Origin of the sequence: Pelatocladus sp. BLCC-F211, from assembly GCF_041928655.1 — a bacterium.
Classification (GTDB): Bacteria; Cyanobacteriota; Cyanobacteriia; order Cyanobacteriales; family Nostocaceae; genus Pelatocladus.
This window is the reverse complement of sequence record NZ_JBHFLM010000041.1, coordinates 45,309-65,701: the sequence shown is the minus strand read 5'-3', so window position 1 is coordinate 65,701 and position 20,393 is coordinate 45,309. Positions and strand designations below refer to the sequence as shown.

The following is a 20,393-nucleotide window of genomic DNA, read 5'->3' as shown; positions in this document are numbered from 1 at the left end:
TCTACGGCTTACTCCGGTCATGCGCTTAAATTTTCTTGAAGTAAGCTGTTTGGCTTTCTCTATCTTCACTGCTGATCAAATTCCTAATCGCAAATTATCAAACTTTTAATTATACCACAAAACACTTTTGCAAGAGTTCTATTCAATCGCTTTCAGCCCAGATGGTCAAACTATTGCTAGTAGTAGTCGGGACGGCACAGTTAAACTTTGGGATGTTAAAACGGGTGAGTGCCTCAAAACCCTCAAAGGTGAAAAACCTTATGAGAGCATGAATATCACCGGAGTTAAGGGTTTAACCAAAACCGAAAAAGTTACGCTCAAAGCATTAGGCGCAGTGGAGTTGTAGAGATGAGATGCGATCGCTTGCACAAGAAAAACTGCGACTTCCCAAACAAGCGATCACCACTCGTACAATCAGTTATGGATGAGCGATCGCTTGCACAAGAAAAACTGCGACTTCCCAAACAAGCGATCACCACTCGTACAATCAGTTATGGATGAGCGATCGCTTGCACAAGAAAAACTGCGACTTCCCAAACAAGCGATCGCCACTTGTACAATCAGTTATAGATGAGCGATCGCTTGCACAAGAAAAACTGCGACTTCCCAAACAAGCGATCGCCACTTGTACAATCAGTTATGAATGCGCGATCGCTTGCACAAGAAAAACTGCAACTTCCCAAACAAGCGATCGCCACTTGTACAATCAGTTATGGATGCGCGATCGCTTGCACAAGAAAAACTGCGACTTCCCAAACAAGCGATCGCTTACACAAGAAAAACTGCGATCGCTCCCACAAAACCCTCTCAACTATCCAAAAGCATGAGATTTTCAAAGGGATGCTGATTTTTCCAACGGTAAGCATTAAAATCTCTACGGTCAACCGAAAGAATTCTTCCATGTCCCAGGTGTTCTGCCAAAACCACTAGCGACGCATCAGCAAAATCCATTGGCAAATCCGCATATTTTTCCATAAGTTCACAAATGCGTTTCCCATGATCGGGTTGCAAATCGAAAACTGTAAATCCCCCTAGAGATAAGTTGTTGATGAAACTTACTTGAGCATGATTCCCCATCGTTGTTAAAAGTAGATAGCAAGTTTCAGTAATAACAGCCCAAGTCGTAATCAGAGGTTCTTTGAGATTAGCAAGTGCCGTTATGGCTTTAGTATGGTATGGGTCGTTTCGATTCGCTAGGGCTAACCAAAAGCCCGTATCAACTATCACCATATTTAGCTTTAAAGCCATCTTTCAGAATAGACTTGTAGTTGACAGACAGATTCGCATCTGCCTCACCACAACCAATAAAACCAGTTTGTGTGAGCAACTCTAGCGGGTTCTTTTGCTGTTGGTGCTGAAGCTGTTCGTAATACAAGTCAATAGCAAACTTAATCACATCCGTTACTGCCTGATGAGTTTGCTGTTGGATGTAGGTTAATTTATTAGCATGTTCCTCATCTAATCGGGCATTAATTCGCATAGTTATGATTACTTGTCATACTAATGTATGACAAGTTTAACATATTCCCTACCTCTTCAATAACCTGCGTCGCAAATTATCCAACAATGCTTGAGCATTGCATCCATGGAGTTGTAGAGATGAGATGCGTAGACGCGCAGTGGCTTCTTAGGAGACATCGCTTGCACAAGAGAAACTGCGATCGCATATGCTGAGTTATCTAGTTCTACTTCCATTGCTAAGTAATTCTGAGCAGGGTACAAAAAAGCGGATAAATCCTTGGGATCAATCTAAAATCCAAAATCCGTTGTCTAGGTTCCCTCTAAACGCTGATAAATGGCCAGTAAATTGAGTTGTAGGTCTTTGGCAAGGCGACGTTCAATGATTCCCACTGGCATAGTTAGTTTAGGCCAAACTTTGACTGTGTAGCAGAGATTAGTTCCTATTTGTTGACCCAGAGAACATTGTTCTAAGCACCAACTACCAGAGAAATCTTTAAAATCACCCTCTACCATCTGGAAAGTGATTTCTTTGGGAAAGCGTTCCTCAAGATCGAGAACTACACGTGCAGAAAAATTCATGCGTAAAAAGCGCTGAGAACCTATTTGTTCCAAGCGAATACCCCCGTTGGGGTGTTCCAGCAAGCGACTTTGGGCCAAGCTAGGGATAAAGTCGGCTAAGGCTTCATAATTGGTGAGTACTTCCCAAACTTGTGTAACTGGTTGGGGAATTTGAATTTTAGCGGTAATTTGTCGCTGTCGGTCAGTGATCTTCTCGATTTGAATAGCTACAGCTTGCAAATCATTCGCCTCTAGGTTGATTTCATCTTCAATGGCGATGAAGTCGAGTTCTTCTGGTGTGTATTTTTCTTCAGTCACTTTCAGAGTAGGTTTGATCTTGGTCAGAAAATTGGGGCAGATTCAAGGTAAAACAGATTTTGCTGAAATCTGTATCCTCAATCGGAGTACTTTCCACAGCGATTTCCCCACTCAAATGCTGCATTAAGGATTTTACCAGAGCAAGTCCTAAGCCGGTGCCAGGAGTCCATCTTCCTCTACCGCGACGGAATGCATCGAATATATAGGTAGCTTCTGCTTGTGAGATGCCATGTCCGACGTTGGTTATTTTAATAATAACCCGATCAACCTGTTGAATAAGTTGGTGTGTGACTTCTAGTTGGATAATGGTATCTCGTTCTGAAAATTTAACCGCATTAGTCAGGAGTTCTTGCAAAATGCGGTCAAAACTTTCTAGTTCTGTTTGTAGCTGTAGGGATGCTTCTGGTAACTCATAAGAAATATTTAATCCTTTTTCTAGCAGCTTTTTCTCAAAAGATGCTGATATCTCTTGGATTCTACGATTTAAGTCTAGGGTAGCAAATTGCGGAGGTTCTTGATGATTGTCTAGTTTTTGGAGTGTCAATAGGTCATTAATTAGATTAATTTCTTTGGTACACTCTTCCTCCAGTATATCTAGATACCTGGTTTGCTGTTCGGGGGATCTTCCTGGTTGACGCAGCATCCGTAAAGCCATACGCATATTTGTCAAAGGATAGCGCAGGCGATCGCTCATGTTACTTAAAAACTCATCTTTGAGTTGGTTGAGTTCTCGCAATTGCTCAACATACTGCTTTGTTCTTTCATAGAGTTTAGCTTGAACGTCTAGACTGCGCTGTAACTGGGATGTACGCTCATCCACTAACATTTGTACTTGCCGTAGTGTTTGTGTTTGAATAATGGCATTGCTGAGTTGAGCGCAGACCATTTCTACCATGTTGATTTCTGCTGTCTCCCAATAGCGGGGTTGGGTTTGCTGTAGTGCCAAAAATCCCAAAATTTTGCCTTGATTCTCTAATCGCATCAACAGCATTGCAGGCAGTTTTTCTAAGATAAACGCTTGGGCAATTGTGGAGGTATCTTTGCGTCTATCTCCGGTATCATTAATAATTACAGGCTTGCCAGATTCTGCTGTAAAAGCACGCCGACTAATACCACAATCTGAAAGCCAGTAGGAATAGTCTGGGCTATCTTGTTGATCAATGTCAAAATCTTCTGGTTGCCTAGACCATTCACCAATAACTGTAGCTTTTGCTTTCGGAATTTGTTTTTTGCGTAGATTTCTAAATAGGGGATCAGTATATTTAAGTAATATAATCAAACCCCGGTCGGCTTCTAGAGCTTCGGCAGTCGAAGCGATCGCTACCTGAAGCATCTGATTAATCTCCAAGTTGCTACGACCGAGTATTGTCAATTGCTTGATCAAGTTTTGATGCTTGCCGCAAGTTTTGATATATTCCTGTTGTGAGGCGATTAGCTGTGCTTGTGCTACCTGTTCTAGAGCGATCGCGCATACTGACTCTACTGCTCGCAGCAAATATTTTTCCGAATCACTCCAATCATATACCTGGGACTTAATTAAATTAATGACGCCGTTCTTTTTGTCTGCCAAACGGGTAGTAATTGCCAGCACCGATTTAATTGGTATTGGCAATTGTTGACATCCTATTTTCAGACTATTTTGAATTGTGGCAATGTCTTCTATCGTTGGTTCAGCAGCACATTGTACTACTGGTAAATCCAACTGATCTAATGAGAATATTTCATCTGGGGACGAATTTAAATACTCTTGGGGACACCAATTTGCAATAAATTCTTCGCTACCAGTCACTTCTTTGTGTGCAGTCACTAAGCAGCAGCAATCTACTTGGAATGTCACTCCTAGCAATTGGGCAATGTCTTGCAGCATCATTGCTGGTGTTGAGCGATTGGCAATGATGTAATTGATTTTTTGTGCTAACTGGAGGGCTGCCTCTTCCTCTTGCTGCATCAGATTGACCGGGTAGTGTGTGAGTCTATCTATTTCATCTGGGCGTTGTGGCAACGAAGACAAACGCTTTCTGATTTTTGGTACGCTTTTGGATATTGAACCCATTTTCTTTGTACCCAACCTCCTACCATATTCTTGATTCCTTTGTAAGGCTGCACCCTGCGATTGAATGGTTCATCTTGTCTTCTAAACTTTCTCTCACCTGTTATAGCCCTTTTCTATTGGAGATGGTGAAATCTCTTTCCATCAAAAACCTTGAGTAATAAAATACATAAGAATTAGTTTAGTAGCACAAGCAAATATAATTACAGCTTTTTACATACCTATTTTGTTACCAGTATTTACTTAGGATATCTTGTCTTTAACTATACAAAAACCGTATTTGTTCTAGACTTACAGCAAAGACTTAGTGAGTTGATTCCGCATTAATACTGAAAACAATTTATAAAAATGTAATATTTATTTTATGTTTTCTCCCTTGACAGCTTACTTTTTCCGAGATCAAACACCAGCAAATGTAATTAACGTCAGGGTCTAGCACACTTTTTGACAACTAAACAAGATCAGCAAAAAATGTCTACTGAAACTAGTTGCTTTACTCCTTATTCTTTAGAATCATTTAATCTTTATGCTGATGTTTTATATCTGTCAAGTGTAGTCATACCCCCTGTGCTAGAACATACTAAATCTCTAAATAGTTTCAACATAGTATTAAAATATGTTTTTTATTTATCTATATAAATTTAAATTGATTTAGTACTTATAATCTTAATTTCTATAGTCAAAGATTATACTTACGAGCTTACTTATTCTGTTTGGCAATTAAAATTGCCTACGGGCTTCCTCCCCATGTCTAAAGTCAGGGGCTTCCGCCCTTCGATTCTCGGTGAATACAGCTTAGTTTTGCTTGAACAACATTAACTAAACTGCATTCACTGGAATCCAAATTTAACCGACTAAACTTTCGACACTTAGAGGAACCATATCGCCCGTCCTCGTCAGTCCTAACAGCATCGGTTGTTGCGGCTGAATTAATTGACCTGTGAGTACACAACGTTCTTCCTGTTGGGCTGTAGCAGCTATGCTGGCTCGAATGTCAGACCTCGAAAATCGAGGTTTCCACTCTCCTGATTTTTGCTGAACATAATTCCAAAGGATATCGCGGATAAGAGCTTGATATCCCTGATTGCCTGCTAGATCCTTAAGCTTATCTTTTAATTCGCGCTCAAGACGGATGCTGGTGACTTCCATATCGGTGGTGGGGGTGCGGGTAATCGTATGCATCAGTTTTTCTCCTAAAACTATAGACAGGATAGTAATACAAGTGTAGTATGTTTAAAGGAATGTTCAACAGGTGAAATTTTCTGTGATATCTATTTACCCCATCTCTACTTCTTTATGTGCCAATCACTCCCAAACTAGTTGGGAATCGGCGCCTATGGGAGTGGAGTATTTATTTATGGGGTTAATTTGCCTGATGCTGGGCAAATTTACAGAGGGTAATCATGATTCTAAATATGCCAGGATTGGTGTAGTTAATCGAGCACCACAACTAAAACACAAAAGCGGGAGGTACAGACACCGAGATGCTGTACCGATATAAGAATCAAAGACTTTTAAGGTCAATTCTCAACCCCCGCTTTCACAAAGAAATAAGCGGGGGTTTTTTAATGAGGAGTCAAACCGTGACGATCGCAACGCAAGTTTTAGATCAATCTGTGGTGGTGTTTTCTCAAAATTACTTACCACTGTGCCGAGTCAACATCAAGCGAGCCATCGTACTCTTAATCACAAACAAAGCCGAACCGCTACATCTTAATACTAATAGCGGTTGGCAAATTCACTCTCCTAGCTTGATTATCGATGTACCAAAACAAATTCGCTTGACAATTGCTTCTCGTGAACGGATTTGGAAAATCCCACCAGTAAATAGACGAGAAGTGTTACGGCGAGACCATCACAGTTGTCAATATTGCGGTAGCAGCAAACATCTGACCCTAGATCATGTGCTTCCCCGTTCTCGCGGTGGACAGCACACCTGGGATAACGTGGTTGCTGCTTGCGAACGGTGCAACTCCAAAAAAGGAGATAAAACCCCCCAAGAAGCCAGTATGCGCTTGCGTACTAAACCAAAAGCACCAGTCCATCCCACGATTGCTTTTGCGGAACAGTTTTGGATGGACGTGCAAATAAACCTGGAATAACAGGAGAGCATGAGGAATGCTGAAATTAACTTACACCGAAACGAGTTTTCACCTAGAGTGTCTAACTCTGTCTCTGGAGGAATGGGTAGCGCAACGAGTGATTTTGGCACTAAGAGTCGGTCAAAGTCTATCAATTGAACCTAGCACTGCTTCCTTTTTGCTTCCTGTGAATTTACCAGGACTAGAACAACTCAAGGTGCAAGTGCGATGGGATGAAAGAAAAATTATCGCTTTATGTGCATCTGATTCTGAGTATGTTGAAGTCACTCTTAGCGGTTCTTGGCTATCGGATGGTTCTGAAAACGCACAAGGTGTGTTTGTTACTACAATGAGCGATCGCACTGAGTTTTTACTCCACAAACTTTGGGTTGCTGCTCAAGTTTGTACCTCTGTAATGAGTGAATAGTTCTGTTAGTGGTTAGTTGTTACTACTAATATCAATCATTTTGCTTCCATCAGCCTACATGATGAAGATCGTGGGTTAGCACGGCTGTGCTAACTTACGAGAATTTTATGTGCAGCGCAATTTTTGAGATTTAGCATAAATCTGCTGGAATATTTTGTAGTATATTTGTAGTATAGAGGTAATTAAAAGTTCAGACAACAATTTTATTAGCTCATTATAGTTATGTTATACATTCACTTTCCGTCTTCGAGTAAACCACCTTCGTCAAAAAGCCAAAACTTGAACAAATTCAATCAAGATAGCTTTCAAGACGAATTGCAGCCTGACTACAAAGCAAGTCAAAAAGCGATAAAATTGATTCACAAGCTCCAACAAACTTACTATCTGGAACGTAAGTTGTTTTTTTAGGAGATGAAAAAAGTCGCACAATTTAACACTCCTTGCGGAAATTTATTCCTTTAGCTAGAGACAAAACTTTTTGCAATGCAAGATGGTTAGCAGCAGGAGGATGTCAATGTCACCGATAATTCCAAGCAGGGTAAGGGAAAGCAGATAAATCCAAAATCCATAGACGCACGAAGTGCGGCTACCTTTGGTAGGCGCGTTAGTGACAGGCGTGCAAGTAGACAGGGAGTGTCTACTCGACAGAGTAATCCAAAATCCAAAATCGAATGACCTCTAGTTGATGTCAGCGTGCTTGAGGCTCCACGGCAAAATGAGGAATGAGACATGAAAAGTATAAAAAAAAACTCATTTATTTTGGCATTCGTAGCATTCCTAAGTGCAGTTCTGATCTCAACAACGGCTTTAGCACAAGCTGATATCAACATTAATGACACTAATATCATCCGGGTTGGGAGTGATGTAACAATTGCTCCTAATCAGGTTGTGGAAAATGCTCACGCTATTGGTGGCGATGTCACAATTGGAGAGGGAGCGCGAGTCATCGAAACTGCGATCGCGATTGACGGAGATGTGATTTTAGAAAAAGATGCTCGTGTTGACGGTGATGTTTATGCAGTCGGAGGAGAAATTATCACATCCCCAGGAGCTACGATTGGCGGTGCTTCAGGCACAATCTTAGAGAATGGTAGATGGGGGATGCATGGTAGAAGAAGGGGAATGAGCAGCTTTGGAGTTCGCTATCTATTAAATAGTGCTTTTCATCTTTTCAATGTTCTGATAGGAACTATTATTGGTGTTTTAATTTTACTTTGGCGACCAAATTTTTTGCTCAATTTAGCTGCGACTGTCAATCAATATCCTCTGCAAAGTGGGTTGTGGGGTTTAGGCGGCTTGTTTGCTGTCATTGTGCTAATAATTCTGTTAGCAGTGAGCTTAATTGGCATACCGTTGTTACCCCTAGTTGGGTTGATAGTTGCGGTTACAGTTATACTGGGAACTCTCGGAGTTGCTCTTTGGGTTGGACAAAGAATTTTGACTGGAACAGAGCGATCGCCCATGCAACAATTTCTCGTCGGTGTGCTGATTTTAGCTTTAATCGGTTTGATTCCAGTACTGGGAGGATTAGTGTTGTCAGTGGTGAATATTTTTGGTTTTGGTGCATTATTGCTGTGGTTGTTTAAGAAAAGGCGTTACGCGTAGTTGTGCTATGGATGTTCACAAATTTTCTTATATCGTGTCCGCTTGAACACTATGACATTTTTGACGAAGCTGGCTCATTTAGTTTAAAATCTACTGTAACTTGATAGATTTACAGTAGATTTATGTTAAGTAATAAAAATGACATTAGTCCAAACTATTCATAAAACTAAAAAAGTTAATGATCATCACTTGTGGAAGTTAGCAAAACAAGGTGCAGCATTGCTCACGGGGCTATGGTGGCACACTAAAGCATATACGACGGTTTTTGGAATTATGCTCCTGACTTTTGCTAGCTTGGGCTTTTTATACATTCATTGGTCAGGGCGAAAGTTAACACAAATTTTTAAGCACAATACTGTTGTAGAACCAGAATGACTATCTTACCAAAACTACGTGCTGTATCCTATTTAGCTCCTAATTACTTCGGATTTTACCAGGAAACTACAGCTTATTTAGGGCGTGTTTTAGGATTGGAAACACAGCTACACCAAGGAGAATATGACCCTTTGGAAGATCCACTACTATTGCAAGACCAAATAGACCTGGTATTTATTTGTGGACTACCACTCATTCGCTACTGTCAAGTGATATCAGATCAATTGCAGACATTGGTTGCTCCTGTGATGCAATTATCTCGATATTACAACCGCCCCATTTATTTTGCAGATGTAATTGTCAATGCTAATAGTGATATCAGAGCATTTGCAGATTTGGCAGGAAGAATCTTTTGCTACAATGACTCTGATTCTAACAGTGGTTACAATCTGCTCCGCAATCAATTAGTTCAGCAAAGATATCCTTTAAATTTTTTTGGCAAGACGATACAATCAGGTTCTCATCAGTGTTCAATTCGTTGGGTAGTTGAGGGACTAGCAGACTGTGCAGCGATTGACAGTGTAGTATTGGAACAAGAATTACGCGACTTTCCCGAATTGTCACAGCATTTGCGTGTGGTAGAAGTACTTGGCCCATCTCCCATACCACCATTGGTAGTAGCACAGCGTTTGGGTGTATCTTTGATTAGGCAGATGCAATCAGCACTACTCCAACCAGATGTAGAATTGCAAAGGGCAATGGAACGAGCAGGAGTCAAGCGTTTTACTACAGTTGAATTAGAAGATTATACGGTACTAGTTAAAAGTGATGGTCTGAAATATAGCGATCGCCAGAAAACCGATCTAATATTCCACCACATTAATTGAGAACATCCCAATTTTTGAAAATTAATTACCAAAGACGGCGGTTCCAAACCGCCGTCTTTTTGTGATTCACCCTTTTGGGTGAATACGATCGCACCCAGAAAAATCTACTCTGAAAGCAGAAGACGGACGTGTCTGATGGGTGTGTGGGTGTGGGGATCGGGTGTAGGAGAAGTCCGATTTTCATCCTTGGTTATGGAATTTTTCCGTGAGTGGCTGGCTTGAAGTACGAGATTCAGATTTAGCAAGCTTATTTATTTGTAGAAATAATTTAAAATCGAGTGACCAGGATGCTTATATCAGTACAGAATTTCCCTATTTTTTATTTTTAATTTTTGAAATTTTGAATTTCTTATTTGAATTGTTTACCTGGGATGGATTGCAGATGAAGACTACAAACCGCAAGTTAAGGGAGGAGGAATTGCATCAGGTTGAGGCGCGTTATCAGGCGATTTTAAATGCTATCCCCGATACAATGTTCTGTATCAGCCGTGATGGAGAGTATCTGGATTTCAAGAGTGAGTGTATCACACAAGAGATTATTGGTAAAAACTTGTGGGATATTCTGCCTGAAAATGTGGCTGTGATCAAGCAAGAAGCGATCGCTAAAACTTTGGCTGCTAACACTTTACAAGTTTGCGAATATCAACTGTCAACCCCTTTGGGAATGCGAGATTATCAAGCCCGGTTAGTCAAAAGCGGTGAAAACGAAGTCTTAGCAATTGTTCGAGATATTACCGAACCTAAACAAACAGAAATTGCTTTGCAAAGTTTGGCTGAAAAATTTTCTAAAGCTTTTCGTTGTAGTCCTGATCCAATCACAATAAGCACGCTTCACGAAGGACGTTACATAGAAGTTAACGATAGCTTTGTGCAACTGAGTGGTTATCAAGCTTCAGAAGTTCTTGGACGTACAGCTTTTGAATTGAACCTTTGGATAAACCCCAGCGATCGCACAATTTTACTGCAACAATTGCAAAATCAAGGATCTATTCGCAACCAAGAAATTAGATTTCGGAAAAAATCTGGTGAGGTAATTTTAGTACAAGTTGCAGCAGAAGTGATTGATTTAGATGGTATCCCTTGCTTACTTGCAATCAGTCGCGACATCACTGAACGTAAACAAACTGAGGAATTATTGCGCCTATCTTCTCAACGCGATCGCTTGTTAGCAAAAACATTAATGCGAATTCGCCAATCCCTCAATCTAGACGAAATTCTGCAAAATACTGTTACTGAAGTTCGGCAATTTTTGCAAGCAGACAGGGTATTTATTGCCCTTAATGATAGCCGTGATTTATTTAAAATGATAGCCGAGTCGGTCGAGCCGCAATATCCATCTGTTTTGAATTGGAAGAAAAAAGATCAAACTCTTTTGCAAGAATTAAGAACCAAACTCTTAACAGATCAGGTGCGTGTAGTAGAAGACATTACCCAAATCGCAGTATCTCCCCAGCTAGCAGAACTTTATCAGCAATTTCAAACTAAAGCTAGTTTGGCTGTACCCATTATGCTAGGTAAAGAATTGTTTGGCGCGTTAATTGCTAACTCTTGTGCGAAACCACGCCATTGGCAAGAAATCGAAATAGATTTACTTCAACAACTCTCACAACAGCTAGCTATTGCTATCCAGCAAGCACAACTTTATCACAAACTCGAACAACTCAATAATAATCTAGAACGGCAGGTAGAAGAACGCACTGCTCAATTACAGCAGAAAATGCAAGAACTGCAAGAGATTAATCGAGTCAAAGACGTACTTCTGCACGCAGTTTCCCATGATTTGCGAACTACGGTAATGGGTAATTTGATGGTGCTGAAAAATTTGCTTAAAAGTCCGGGAGTGAAGGGACAAGGAGGAGATGGGGGACAAGGGGGACATGGGAGTAGTCTTTCATTTTTGTCTAGCTTGTCTTCTCTCAATTCCCAATCCCCAATCCCCGTTCCTCGTTCAATCATCGATCGCATGATTCAAGGTAATGATCGCCAACTACGAATGATTGATTCATTATTGGAAATACATTCAACTGAAGTAGAGGGAATTACTCTCAATCAGGAAATCATCAAATTTAATATATTTATTCGAGAAGTAATCAAAAATGTCGAGCCAATGTTGAGACAAAATCAGTCACAATTAAAAACATTGGTGGCTAGAGATTTACCGTTAGTATCTGCTGATACTGTAAAATTACATAAAATTTTTGTCAATTTATTTACTTATATTCTCCAAAGTAATCCACCGGGTCTAGACCTCCAACTTACTGCCAAAGTACAAGCAGATATGATTCGTTGTAGCATTAAATTTAACGGTACTCAAATGAGTAAATTGGAGTGCGATCGCCTATTCGAGTTATATGTTCACGATCCACAAGCACGTTTTTCTACAGGTATTAGCTTAAAGATGTACCTGTCTCGACAAATTATTAAGGCGCACGGTGGCGAAATTGGCGTTGAGAGTCATCGTCAGCGTGGAGTAATTTTTTGGTTTACACTACCATTAGCAATAAAACAAAAAATTTAATTCCTTATCCTTACCAATGACAAATGACATAGACGCGATGTTCCTCGCGTCTCTACTTTATTTGTGCCAACCTATGTATAAGCGATTTGGTCACAACTAATGAAGACCATGTGGAAAATAATGCGGAAATGGCGAAAAAAAGTTGTTTCTGAGCAAAATAAAACGCCAATAGCAGATTATATCGCCAATGAATACCAAAATTGGCGCAATAACTTTTTATGGCAGAGACTAGGTTTATTGTTATGGCTGGGTCTCATCTGCATCTTAACGTTTACATTGCGAGACGTTTATAATTTTTTCTTCCCTCTCAAAGAATTGCAAAAACTACCAGAGGTACTCAGAACTCAAGCTCTATTCATGGATATTGCTATGTTTCTGAGTCTGGGTTTATGCATGGCTTTGCGTCAAACAAAATTTGGTCGTCAGTATCCAGGAATAGTATTTTTAAGTTCATCTTGGTCAATAAATCTCATCCCTCAAATTTTTGCAACTCTCAAAGGTTTTGCACTACCTGACACCTTGGGTTGGTCGCTTTTGTTCCTCAGTCAAGCGACATTTTTACCAGTACGCTGGACTCTGCATTTAACATCTCAACTAGGATTATTTATTTACTATTTTGGTCTGAATACAACGCTAGGGCTAAAATTACCACTCCCAGAACACCCGGAATTATATAATGTCACCTTTATTTTATATTTGTTCTGGTTCTGTACTATTTGTAATATTGGTGTTTATTTATATGATCGCCTACAACTCTCTGAATTTTACGCCCGTAAAGAACTGGAATTTGCCTATCAAAAATTGAGAGTAACAGAAGCGAAATATCGCAGTATATTTGAAAACGCTGTTGAAGGTATTTTCCAAAGTACTCCCGATGGACGTTACATTACTGCGAATCCAGCATTAGCGCGTATTTATGGATACTCATCTGCAACAGAAGTAATAACAAATTTCACTGATATAGAACATCAACTTTATGTTAACCCCCAGCGACGTTCAGAGTTTGTGCGCTTAATTGAAGAATACGGAAAAGTATCGGAATTTGAGTCACAAATTTATCGTCAAGATAGTAGTATCGTTTGGATTTCGGAAAAAGCATACGCAGTTCGTGACGAAAACGGGAAGTTACTTTACTACGAAGGATTAATAGAAGATATTACTAAACGTAAGCAAGCTGAGGCAGCTTTACAAGAACAATTGGATTTTTTACAAGTTTTAATTGATACTATTCCGACGCCAGTTTTTTATAAAAATGCTGAAGGTTTTTATCTAGGTTGTAACAAAGCTTTTGAGGAAGCTTTGGGACTCAAGAAAGAGCAAATTATTGGTAAAACAGAGTATGATTTATCGCCCAAAGAACTAGCAGTAAAATATCAACAAGCAGATACAAATTTATTTGTACAACGAGGTGTGCAGAGTTACGAAGATTCAGTGGTGTACAAAGATGGCAAAAAACACGATGTGATTGTTTACAAAGCAACTTTTTGCAAAGCAGACGGATCTCTTGGTGGTTTAGTCGGAGTAATTTTAGATATTAGCGATCGCAAACGCACCGAAGAAGCATTACGAGTATTTGTCCATGCAGTCTCTCACGATTTACGTAACCCGGTTTTGGGTACACTTATGGTGTTGAATAATTTACTTGCACGTCCTTCCTCTATTCCCGTTCCTCGGTCAATATTAGAACGGATGCAACAAAGCAGTGAGCGACAGCTAAATTTAATTAACTCACTGATGGAAGCTCATATGAGCGAAGTGCAAGGTATTGTTTTGCAACGTCAACCTGTAAGATTGCACAAAATTGTTGAAGATGCGATCGCTGATCTACAACCAATGTTGACAGAAAATCAAGCCACTTTGACCAACCTAGTGAAAGATGAACTACCCTTAGTGAGTGGCGATTCAACGCAACTATGGCGAGTATTTTCTAACTTAATTGTCAATGCAGTTAAACATAATCCTCCAGGATTGAGTATTACCATCAATGCGATCGCCCAGGAAGATAAGATTTATTGCACAGTTACTGATAATGGTGTGGGTTTGAGTCAAAAACAGTCCGAAAGACTATTTGATTTATACTTCCGGGGTAGCAATAACCGCAATTCTTTAAGCTTGGGATTAGGATTATATCTATGCAAGCGAATTATAAATGCTCATGGCGGAGAAATTGGTGTTGATAGCACACCAAATGCAGGCGCAACTTTTTGGTTTACCTTACCTGTTAACCAAGAATTTTAGGGGCGAATGGGATTGTCGCAACGAATTATATTGTAGGTTCAAAGGGAACTCTTAAGAGGGAACAGGCAACACTGAAATTTTGAAATATAATGGCGATCATTTTTCTCAGTCACATGACAATCACATAAGAATTATACAAGCGATCGCACTTATTTCTCTCCCTAACAATTTAGTAATACTGTCTTATATACTCGTAAGCCTTGCCAAACAATTCTTTGTCCTGATGCAGCGCATATTTCAACAGGGTTTTCCGCAATGCTTGTTTGACTTCCCTCTCTCCTGCGCTAGTTTGCTGCCAACCAGGGAACCTTACCAAACGCACAATTTCATCGATATCATTGACAATTCGTTCCACCATTTTCGGGGTTTGGTCGTTGCGAACTTCTGTAAATAATTCGGTTAGTGCTGCTTTTCCCCTGTCTTCGTTTTGTTCGATGGATGTGTCTTTCTCTGCTAGGAGCAAATCCCTTGCTAGGTCGAGTAATTCTTTTAGGAAGGTGACGCTGTAAATTTGCCCTTGTTCGTGACGTTCTTTGATTGCTTCTAAACGTTGTGATAATGCCAAGAAACGGGGGTTTCCGATATGTTTGCGAAGACGATTGGCAATTTTGATCTCGATTTCCTGGGATTTTTTGTGGGGATCGGGAGAATTGAGGACTACTTCTAATAGTTCAGCATTGAGGACTATTTCATCGAGGTCATCACGTACTGCTTCGACACTAATGTTTTTGTGGATGAGTTCGATAGTTTTTGCTCCTAGTGCGTGCCAAATCAGTCTACCCATACCTGTTGTCGGTTGTACGGACACGTATATTTGGGACAGCCATCTGTAATCTACTTCGTATTGTTGCAAAATTGGGTCGGGTGATATTGCTTCCCACAGGTTAGAGAGGTTGCTGTAATCGGCTGCGAAGGTATCGCGGGTATCGTTGTTGGGTAAACATTCCTGTGCTGCAATTAGTCCTTCGTAACCTGTGAGGGTACGGTCTACTCCCAAAAAGTAAGCAAGACATTTTTGTATTGCTCCTGGTAGCTGGTTTTTGAGGGTGACAATTCCAGATACCACTTGTTGAAAGCCTTCCTCATCAAATTCTAGTGCTTGGGCAACATCATCAAATATACCCAAATAATCTACTACTAAACCGTGGGTCTTTTGGCTGCCGTAGGTGCGGTTGGTGCGGCAAATGGCTTGCAGTAAGGTGTGTGCTTTTAAGGGTTTATCTAGATACATCGCTTGCAGGATGGGTGCATCAAACCCTGTCAGCAGTTTGGCTGTGACTACCAATATTTTCATCGGGTCATTATGGTCGCGGAATCGATCCAAGAGTTTTTCTTCTTGGTCGCGGGTGCGTTGGTAGGGTTTGAAGCGTTCGTCCTTACCTGTGGCGGAAATTATGACTTCGATCGCTTCCTTCGGTAGGTGTTTTTCTAGTTCGGCTTGATACAACAAGCAACATTCTTGGTCGTAGGTGACAACCATTGCTTTAAAGCCGTTGGGGGCGACTTTTTCTTGATAATGTTGGGCAATGTCGGCACAGATATTTGCGATTCGTTCCGGTGCTTTGACTAATACCGCCATTCTTGATGCAGCTTTGGCGAGGTTATCCCGATCGAGGTCGGATAATCCTCCGGTTAACTCAGCATAAGCTTGGTCGATCGCATCATGATCGATATGCATTTCCAGCAAACGTGGCTCAAAGTGTAGGGGTAAAGTTGCCCTGTCGCGGAGCGATTTTTCAAAACCATAGCGACTCATATAACCGCGTTCGTCTTCTTCTGCACCAAAAGCATAAAAGGTATTTCTGTCCCTTTGGTTAATGGGTGTACCTGTAAAGCCAAATAGAAAAGCATTTGGTAATGCTGCCCGCATTTTAATACCCAGGTCGCCTTCTTGGCTGCGGTGGGCTTCATCTACAAGCACGATGATATTATCACGGGGGTTGAGGACACCATCGGCTTCCCCAAATCTAAAGATGGTGGTGATGATAATTTTGCGGGTGTCCTGTTTGAGTAGCTTTTCTAATTCTGCGCGGGTTTCGGCTTTGACTAGGTTGGGTATATCGGAAGCGTGGAAAGTAGCACTAATTTGGGCATCTAAATCGAGGCGATCTACAACAATGATGACTGTAGGGTTACGCAGTTGTGCTTGTAACCGCATTTTTTGAGCCGCAAATACCATTAACAGGGATTTACCGGAACCTTGGAAATGCCAAATTAACCCTTTTCTAGGTCTACCAGCCAACACCCGGTCAACAATCTTATTGACAGCTTCGTATTGTTGATAGCGACAGATAATTTTGATGCGGCGTTTCTTCTTGTCGGTGGCGAATAATGTGAAGTGATTGAGGATATCGAGAACAACAGAGGGGTTATGTAGAGATGCGATCGCCTGTTTGAGTCCGGCGAGGCTATTGGGTGGTGTATCATCAAGTCGCCAAGTTCCCCACAATTCTATCGGCATTCGGATGGAACCGTAGCGTAATTCTTTGCCTTCGGTGGCGACGCTGAAGACGTTACAGGCAAATAATTCGGGGATATATTTTTCATAATCTTCATGTATCTGCAATGCCCCATCAACCCAGCTTACTGCTTTCCTGACGGGGGTTTTGGCTTCGATTAGCACCAGGGGAAAGCCGTTAACCAACAGGACTAAATCTGCACGACGTGATTCTGCACCAGCGCGGTAGGTGTATTGACTGGTGAGGATATATTGGTTATTTTCTAGGTTATCAAAATCGATGAGGCGGACTGTTGTGTGTTCGTAGTTAGTGCCAAAGGGCATAGTGCGATCGCCCCTTAACCATGTGGTAAATTCTTCGTTAGCGCGGATCAGTCCATCGCTGGGGGCTGACCGCACAATTGCCCGTAAGCGGTAGAGAACTTCTTCGGTTCGGTTGGGGTTAGCGGCGATTTCCGGGTTGAGGCGAATTAAAGCATCACGGACAAAGGTTTCAACGAAGACTTCTTGTGGTTGGCGGGGGATATTTTGTGAGGGGAGGTAGTGCCAACCGACACCGTTTATTTTTCCGTTTCTCCGTGATAAGCCAGGTTGAGGTGGTGTGGCTTGGGTGACTTTACCGCAGATGATATCACGGATGAAGGCTTCGACGGTGTTGGCTTCGTTGAACATCTCTGACTTCCAATTTTGCAAGAAAGCACTGTTTAATCACTTTAAGCTCGTTGAGTCTCTTCAGCAAGGAGGTATACGCTTGAACGTATTCTTTTGATGTCTCAACAAGTAGCTGCTGTTGTTTTACTGTGGGAACAGGAATTTTAAGTAATTTCACCACTGTTGAATTGAGGGTATTCAAACCACTGGTACTTTTGGCGCAACTTCTAAAATAATTTCGTCCAAATTTTGAATTAATAAAAGAACAGAGATATTCTGGTATTAGTTGTGATTGGCAACGAACACGAATCAGGTGGTTTTGATGAAACATTTCTGTCTCGTCCTCTAACCACACAGCCGAACGACCTACTTCATTTGAGTCGGCATGACCCTCAACAATTAGAACATCTCCTTTATGGAGTAAAAAGGTTTCATCCCCTTCAAGTTTACCAGTATACTTAATTTCATCTAAGTTTAAATTCGCGCGCTGTACATTAGCAACACGCAGATAAGGAATCTCTAAGTTAGCGTTTCTCCTTTTAGAATTGATAGTCAGTCCATACTGCACATCAGCCATATCACTAAGCGAAACCGTAGGAACATTTCGATAAATTTCACTTAGCTTTCTAACTATGTAAGCCTCATGTAGATTGAAAATACTATGAGCAAGATAATTTATGCATTCAAATGTATTATCAATATTACTTAGAAGATTTATAAACTGCTTTTGCTCCTTCAATGGGGGCAAAGCAAACTCAAATTTAGCAAGACTAGTCCAATTTGTTCTCGGAGAAAGTGACCCAGATGAAGTTCCTACAGCATATTCAAAAAACCGATCTGTTTGACAAATAAACGGTAAAAGTTCAGGAAGTAATACGCTTGGATTAGCACTTTCAAACACATAAATATCCCCAGAACAAACCCCTTCAAAATCAGCAACAGCAACCTTGCGCTGATATGCTCGACGCTTACCAAATAAAACCTGTCCAGGCTTAAATTTGCTCGTAAAAGTTGTTCCCTCAGCTACAAGTCCCCAGCGCCGAATCCGTAAATCATCAGGGTCAATATGCTCAAGCCCCACGTATCGCTCAATACCTTCTGCTTCTGGATTGGCAGCACGTTCTTTGCTGAGGCGTACCACATCCCCAAACTTTACCAACTTCCACCCTGGTTTTAACGTATCAGCCTGTATCATCTTGTACTTATTCTAGCCCTTGCAACCCTAGTACATCACTTATATTACTGTGATGATTTTCCTTTTATCCGCTCTAAATTAGTGCAATATTGGGCTTCACGACGGAGCCAAAACCCTGCTGTACTTCCTAACACCTGTTCTAGTTTTAGGGCTATTTCTTCATTAATAGAAACTTCGCCCTTTATCAACAAAGTCACATATTCACTGCTATAACCAAGAGCTTCTGCTAATTGTAAAACTGTCCAATTACGTTCTTCTAATAAATCAGCAATGGTATCACCAGGAGAAGAAACCCAATCAGGAGTAAAGGGTCGGTTTGTTTTAGTCATGGTAATCTCCAATCAAAGCAATACAAGCAGCAGTAACTTTTGACCAATAAATGCTTCCCTCCTCAGTTATGTTTCTTCTGGTTATCCCAAGCTATTCAACCAAGTTACCAAATCCTCTGCATTTGTAAAATCTAATAAAGCATCAGCTAAATCTTCCACTTGAGTCGGCGATAATTGCTGAATCCGTGCTTCTAACTCTGGTGTAACCGCACCAACTTTCCTGTTAAGCCAACGCATAACTATTTCCAGTCTTCCTTGCAATTGCCAGCTTGTTACAATTTCCATAACTACCTCTTGTTTGGCGGATTCAAATTGAGCAATTTCGCTTTGAAAAATCTCCGCTTTCTTATGTTATGTTTCTTCTGGTTGTCCCAAGCTATTTAACCAAGTTACCAAATCGTCTACATTTGTAAAATCTAATAAAGCATCAGCTAAATCTTCCACTTGAGTCAGCGATAATTGCTGAATCCGTGCTTTCAACTCTGGTGTAACCGCACCAACTTTCCTGTTAAGCAGATGCATAATTATTTCCATTTTTCCTTCCAGTTTTCCTTCTTGCCTTCCTTCTTCTCTTCCTTGCAATTGCCAGCTTGTTACAATTTCCATAACTACCTCTTGTTTGGCGGGTTCAAATTGAGCAATTTCGCTTTGAAAAATCTCTTGTTCTGCTGCATTTAACTGGAGATATGTGTCAACAAATCCAGAAATCAGTTTCATTTTGGCTGGATTTAGTCGTAAAGTCGCCAATAAGCGCAAACATTCAGCCTTCACTCTCGGACGCTCTGAGGGTGCTATCCTCATTTTAGCCATCAGCGCACTAGCAACAGGGTTTTCTTGCTGCAAAAAATCACGCCAGTTTAATTGATTGAGTTGTACCACCCCATAGTTAAATTCCAGAACCGTTTTGTCGGGAAATGTCACACGATAAATATTTGCTTGGGGTGTGCGGGGACTGTCGTAAGAGAAAATGACAATTGGATATACAGGTAATCCATATTTTTCAAATAATCGAGCAAAGTAGCGGAACATCCTCCGTCCAAAGTCAGCTTCTGGGTATGACTGATTTTCTATATGCACAAGAAAGAAAGTTTCTTGTTCTCGAAATCGGATTTTGACCACTAAATCAGCTTCGTATTGTTCGCCAGCAGTGACATCAGTAAATACTTCTTTATCTAAAAATGTCAATGATTCTGGTTCTATATAAGTAATGATTTGGGGAAAAAATAATTCTAAAAATTCTAGGAAAAATGTAGCAATTAGTTCTTTAAATAAACGGTCATGGTCAATCATATCAATATCGTC

Annotated in this window: 21 protein-coding genes; 10 read left to right on the top strand and 11 right to left on the bottom strand. The window is 40.8% G+C overall.

Going from position 1 to position 20,393, the window contains the following annotated elements:
* Positions 1–127: 127 nt before the first annotated feature.
* Genes ACE1AT_RS03975 through ACE1AT_RS03965 form a run of 3 tightly spaced genes read left to right on the top strand, consistent with a single transcriptional unit; the run spans position 128 to position 827 of the window.
* A complete protein-coding gene (locus ACE1AT_RS03975) occupies positions 128–346 on the top strand; it encodes a WD40 repeat domain-containing protein (RefSeq protein ID WP_374865999.1) in 219 nt (72 codons plus the stop codon).
* Between the two features lie 2 nt (positions 347–348).
* Positions 349–501 carry a hypothetical protein gene (locus ACE1AT_RS03970; protein ID WP_374865998.1) on the top strand — a complete coding sequence of 51 codons (153 nt, stop codon included), beginning with the start codon at positions 349–351 and terminating at the stop codon, positions 499–501.
* Complete coding sequence (locus tag ACE1AT_RS03965; RefSeq protein ID WP_374865997.1) at positions 498–827, top strand: hypothetical protein; 330 nt, start codon at positions 498–500, stop codon at positions 825–827. Before ACE1AT_RS03970 ends, ACE1AT_RS03965 begins: the two co-directional genes overlap by 4 nt.
* Here the strand turns inward: ACE1AT_RS03965 and ACE1AT_RS03960 are convergent.
* The 6 genes from ACE1AT_RS03960 to ACE1AT_RS03935 form a co-directional block, all read right to left on the bottom strand.
* The gene (locus ACE1AT_RS03960; protein ID WP_374866004.1) at positions 808–1,230 is read right to left on the bottom strand and encodes a type II toxin-antitoxin system VapC family toxin; all 423 of its coding nucleotides are present in this window, start codon (positions 1,228–1,230) and stop codon (positions 808–810) included. The two genes, ACE1AT_RS03965 and ACE1AT_RS03960, sit on opposite strands and share 20 nt — an antisense overlap.
* A complete protein-coding gene (locus ACE1AT_RS03955; RefSeq protein ID WP_096678656.1) occupies positions 1,217–1,480 on the bottom strand; it encodes a CopG family transcriptional regulator in 264 nt (87 codons plus the stop codon). Before ACE1AT_RS03955 ends, ACE1AT_RS03960 begins: the two co-directional genes overlap by 14 nt.
* A 56-nt stretch (positions 1,481–1,536) precedes the next feature.
* Positions 1,537–1,695, bottom strand: a complete 159-nt coding sequence (locus tag ACE1AT_RS03950) for a hypothetical protein (RefSeq protein WP_374865996.1) — start codon at positions 1,693–1,695, stop codon at positions 1,537–1,539.
* Positions 1,696–1,770: 75 nt separating this feature from the next.
* On the bottom strand, positions 1,771–2,337 hold the full coding sequence (locus ACE1AT_RS03945) for an SRPBCC family protein (protein ID WP_374865995.1): 567 nt from the start codon (positions 2,335–2,337) through the stop codon (positions 1,771–1,773).
* Positions 2,330–4,390: an ATP-binding protein gene (locus ACE1AT_RS03940; RefSeq protein ID WP_374865994.1), complete on the bottom strand. Its 2,061-nt coding sequence runs from the start codon at positions 4,388–4,390 to the stop codon at positions 2,330–2,332. Before ACE1AT_RS03940 ends, ACE1AT_RS03945 begins: the two co-directional genes overlap by 8 nt.
* 843 nt (positions 4,391–5,233) lie before the next feature.
* A complete protein-coding gene (locus tag ACE1AT_RS03935; protein ID WP_374865993.1) occupies positions 5,234–5,569 on the bottom strand; it encodes a hypothetical protein in 336 nt (111 codons plus the stop codon).
* Positions 5,570–5,955: 386 nt separating this feature from the next.
* On the opposite strand from ACE1AT_RS03935, the gene ACE1AT_RS03930 reads away from it, so the two are divergent.
* The 7 genes from ACE1AT_RS03930 to ACE1AT_RS03900 all read left to right on the top strand — a co-directional run bounded on the left by ACE1AT_RS03930 (position 5,956) and on the right by ACE1AT_RS03900 (position 14,458).
* Complete coding sequence (locus ACE1AT_RS03930) at positions 5,956–6,489, top strand: HNH endonuclease (protein ID WP_374865992.1); 534 nt, start codon at positions 5,956–5,958, stop codon at positions 6,487–6,489.
* Positions 6,490–6,505: 16 nt separating this feature from the next.
* Positions 6,506–6,895: an alr0857 family protein gene (locus ACE1AT_RS03925; protein WP_374865991.1), complete on the top strand. Its 390-nt coding sequence runs from the start codon at positions 6,506–6,508 to the stop codon at positions 6,893–6,895.
* A gap of 729 nt (positions 6,896–7,624) precedes the next feature.
* Positions 7,625–8,500: a hypothetical protein gene (locus ACE1AT_RS03920; protein WP_374865990.1), complete on the top strand. Its 876-nt coding sequence runs from the start codon at positions 7,625–7,627 to the stop codon at positions 8,498–8,500.
* Between the two features lie 138 nt (positions 8,501–8,638).
* Positions 8,639–8,875 (top strand): hypothetical protein, encoded by a 237-nt coding sequence (locus ACE1AT_RS03915; protein WP_374865989.1) that lies wholly within the window; start codon positions 8,639–8,641, stop codon positions 8,873–8,875.
* Positions 8,872–9,702 (top strand): phosphate/phosphite/phosphonate ABC transporter substrate-binding protein, encoded by an 831-nt coding sequence (locus ACE1AT_RS03910; protein WP_374865988.1) that lies wholly within the window; start codon positions 8,872–8,874, stop codon positions 9,700–9,702. The genes ACE1AT_RS03915 and ACE1AT_RS03910 overlap by 4 nt, the downstream gene beginning before the upstream one ends.
* A 382-nt stretch (positions 9,703–10,084) precedes the next feature.
* Positions 10,085–12,220, top strand: coding sequence for a PAS domain S-box protein (locus tag ACE1AT_RS03905; protein WP_374866003.1), 2,136 nt, complete (start codon positions 10,085–10,087; stop codon positions 12,218–12,220).
* Between the two features lie 99 nt (positions 12,221–12,319).
* Positions 12,320–14,458 carry a PAS domain S-box protein gene (locus tag ACE1AT_RS03900; protein ID WP_374865987.1) on the top strand — a complete coding sequence of 713 codons (2,139 nt, stop codon included), beginning with the start codon at positions 12,320–12,322 and terminating at the stop codon, positions 14,456–14,458.
* Between the two features lie 169 nt (positions 14,459–14,627).
* On the opposite strand, the gene ACE1AT_RS03895 is transcribed toward ACE1AT_RS03900, so the two are convergent.
* The 5 genes from ACE1AT_RS03895 to ACE1AT_RS03875 all read right to left on the bottom strand — a co-directional run bounded on the left by ACE1AT_RS03895 (position 14,628) and on the right by ACE1AT_RS03875 (position 20,381).
* A complete protein-coding gene (locus ACE1AT_RS03895) occupies positions 14,628–17,588 on the bottom strand; it encodes a type I restriction endonuclease subunit R (RefSeq protein WP_374865986.1) in 2,961 nt (986 codons plus the stop codon).
* Complete coding sequence (locus ACE1AT_RS03890) at positions 17,548–18,762, bottom strand: restriction endonuclease subunit S (RefSeq protein ID WP_374865985.1); 1,215 nt, start codon at positions 18,760–18,762, stop codon at positions 17,548–17,550. The genes ACE1AT_RS03895 and ACE1AT_RS03890 overlap by 41 nt, the downstream gene beginning before the upstream one ends.
* A 44-nt stretch (positions 18,763–18,806) precedes the next feature.
* The gene (locus ACE1AT_RS03885) at positions 18,807–19,091 is read right to left on the bottom strand and encodes a transcriptional regulator (RefSeq protein ID WP_374865984.1); all 285 of its coding nucleotides are present in this window, start codon (positions 19,089–19,091) and stop codon (positions 18,807–18,809) included.
* Between the two features lie 81 nt (positions 19,092–19,172).
* On the bottom strand, positions 19,173–19,376 hold the full coding sequence (locus ACE1AT_RS03880) for a DUF4351 domain-containing protein (RefSeq protein WP_374865983.1): 204 nt from the start codon (positions 19,374–19,376) through the stop codon (positions 19,173–19,175).
* 66 nt (positions 19,377–19,442) lie between these two features.
* Positions 19,443–20,381: an Rpn family recombination-promoting nuclease/putative transposase gene (locus tag ACE1AT_RS03875; protein ID WP_374866002.1), complete on the bottom strand. Its 939-nt coding sequence runs from the start codon at positions 20,379–20,381 to the stop codon at positions 19,443–19,445.
* Positions 20,382–20,393: the final 12 nt, after the last annotated feature.

Bases quoted from the DNA above. Each gene is read 5' to 3' on its own strand.
- ACE1AT_RS03970 (WP_374865998.1), top strand. From the start codon at position 349: ATGAGATGCGATCGCTTGCACAAGAAAAACTGCGACTTCCCAAACAAG.
- ACE1AT_RS03965 (WP_374865997.1), top strand. From the start codon at position 498: ATGAGCGATCGCTTGCACAAGAAAAACTGCGACTTCCCAAACAAGCGA.
- ACE1AT_RS03960 (WP_374866004.1), bottom strand. From the start codon at position 1,230: ATGGTGATAGTTGATACGGGCTTTTGGTTAGCCCTAGCGAATCGAAAC.
- ACE1AT_RS03955 (WP_096678656.1), bottom strand. From the start codon at position 1,480: ATGCGAATTAATGCCCGATTAGATGAGGAACATGCTAATAAATTAACC.
- ACE1AT_RS03950 (WP_374865996.1), bottom strand. From the start codon at position 1,695: ATGGAAGTAGAACTAGATAACTCAGCATATGCGATCGCAGTTTCTCTT.
- ACE1AT_RS03940 (WP_374865994.1), bottom strand. From the start codon at position 4,390: ATGGGTTCAATATCCAAAAGCGTACCAAAAATCAGAAAGCGTTTGTCT.
- ACE1AT_RS03935 (WP_374865993.1), bottom strand. From the start codon at position 5,569: ATGCATACGATTACCCGCACCCCCACCACCGATATGGAAGTCACCAGC.
- ACE1AT_RS03930 (WP_374865992.1), top strand. From the start codon at position 5,956: ATGAGGAGTCAAACCGTGACGATCGCAACGCAAGTTTTAGATCAATCT.
- ACE1AT_RS03925 (WP_374865991.1), top strand. From the start codon at position 6,506: ATGCTGAAATTAACTTACACCGAAACGAGTTTTCACCTAGAGTGTCTA.
- ACE1AT_RS03920 (WP_374865990.1), top strand. From the start codon at position 7,625: ATGAAAAGTATAAAAAAAAACTCATTTATTTTGGCATTCGTAGCATTC.
- ACE1AT_RS03915 (WP_374865989.1), top strand. From the start codon at position 8,639: ATGACATTAGTCCAAACTATTCATAAAACTAAAAAAGTTAATGATCAT.
- ACE1AT_RS03910 (WP_374865988.1), top strand. From the start codon at position 8,872: ATGACTATCTTACCAAAACTACGTGCTGTATCCTATTTAGCTCCTAAT.
- ACE1AT_RS03905 (WP_374866003.1), top strand. From the start codon at position 10,085: ATGAAGACTACAAACCGCAAGTTAAGGGAGGAGGAATTGCATCAGGTT.
- ACE1AT_RS03900 (WP_374865987.1), top strand. From the start codon at position 12,320: ATGAAGACCATGTGGAAAATAATGCGGAAATGGCGAAAAAAAGTTGTT.
- ACE1AT_RS03895 (WP_374865986.1), bottom strand. From the start codon at position 17,588: ATGTTCAACGAAGCCAACACCGTCGAAGCCTTCATCCGTGATATCATC.
- ACE1AT_RS03890 (WP_374865985.1), bottom strand. From the start codon at position 18,762: ATGATACAGGCTGATACGTTAAAACCAGGGTGGAAGTTGGTAAAGTTT.
- ACE1AT_RS03885 (WP_374865984.1), bottom strand. From the start codon at position 19,091: ATGACTAAAACAAACCGACCCTTTACTCCTGATTGGGTTTCTTCTCCT.
- ACE1AT_RS03880 (WP_374865983.1), bottom strand. From the start codon at position 19,376: ATGGAAATTGTAACAAGCTGGCAATTGCAAGGAAGACTGGAAATAGTT.
- ACE1AT_RS03875 (WP_374866002.1), bottom strand. From the start codon at position 20,381: ATGATTGACCATGACCGTTTATTTAAAGAACTAATTGCTACATTTTTC.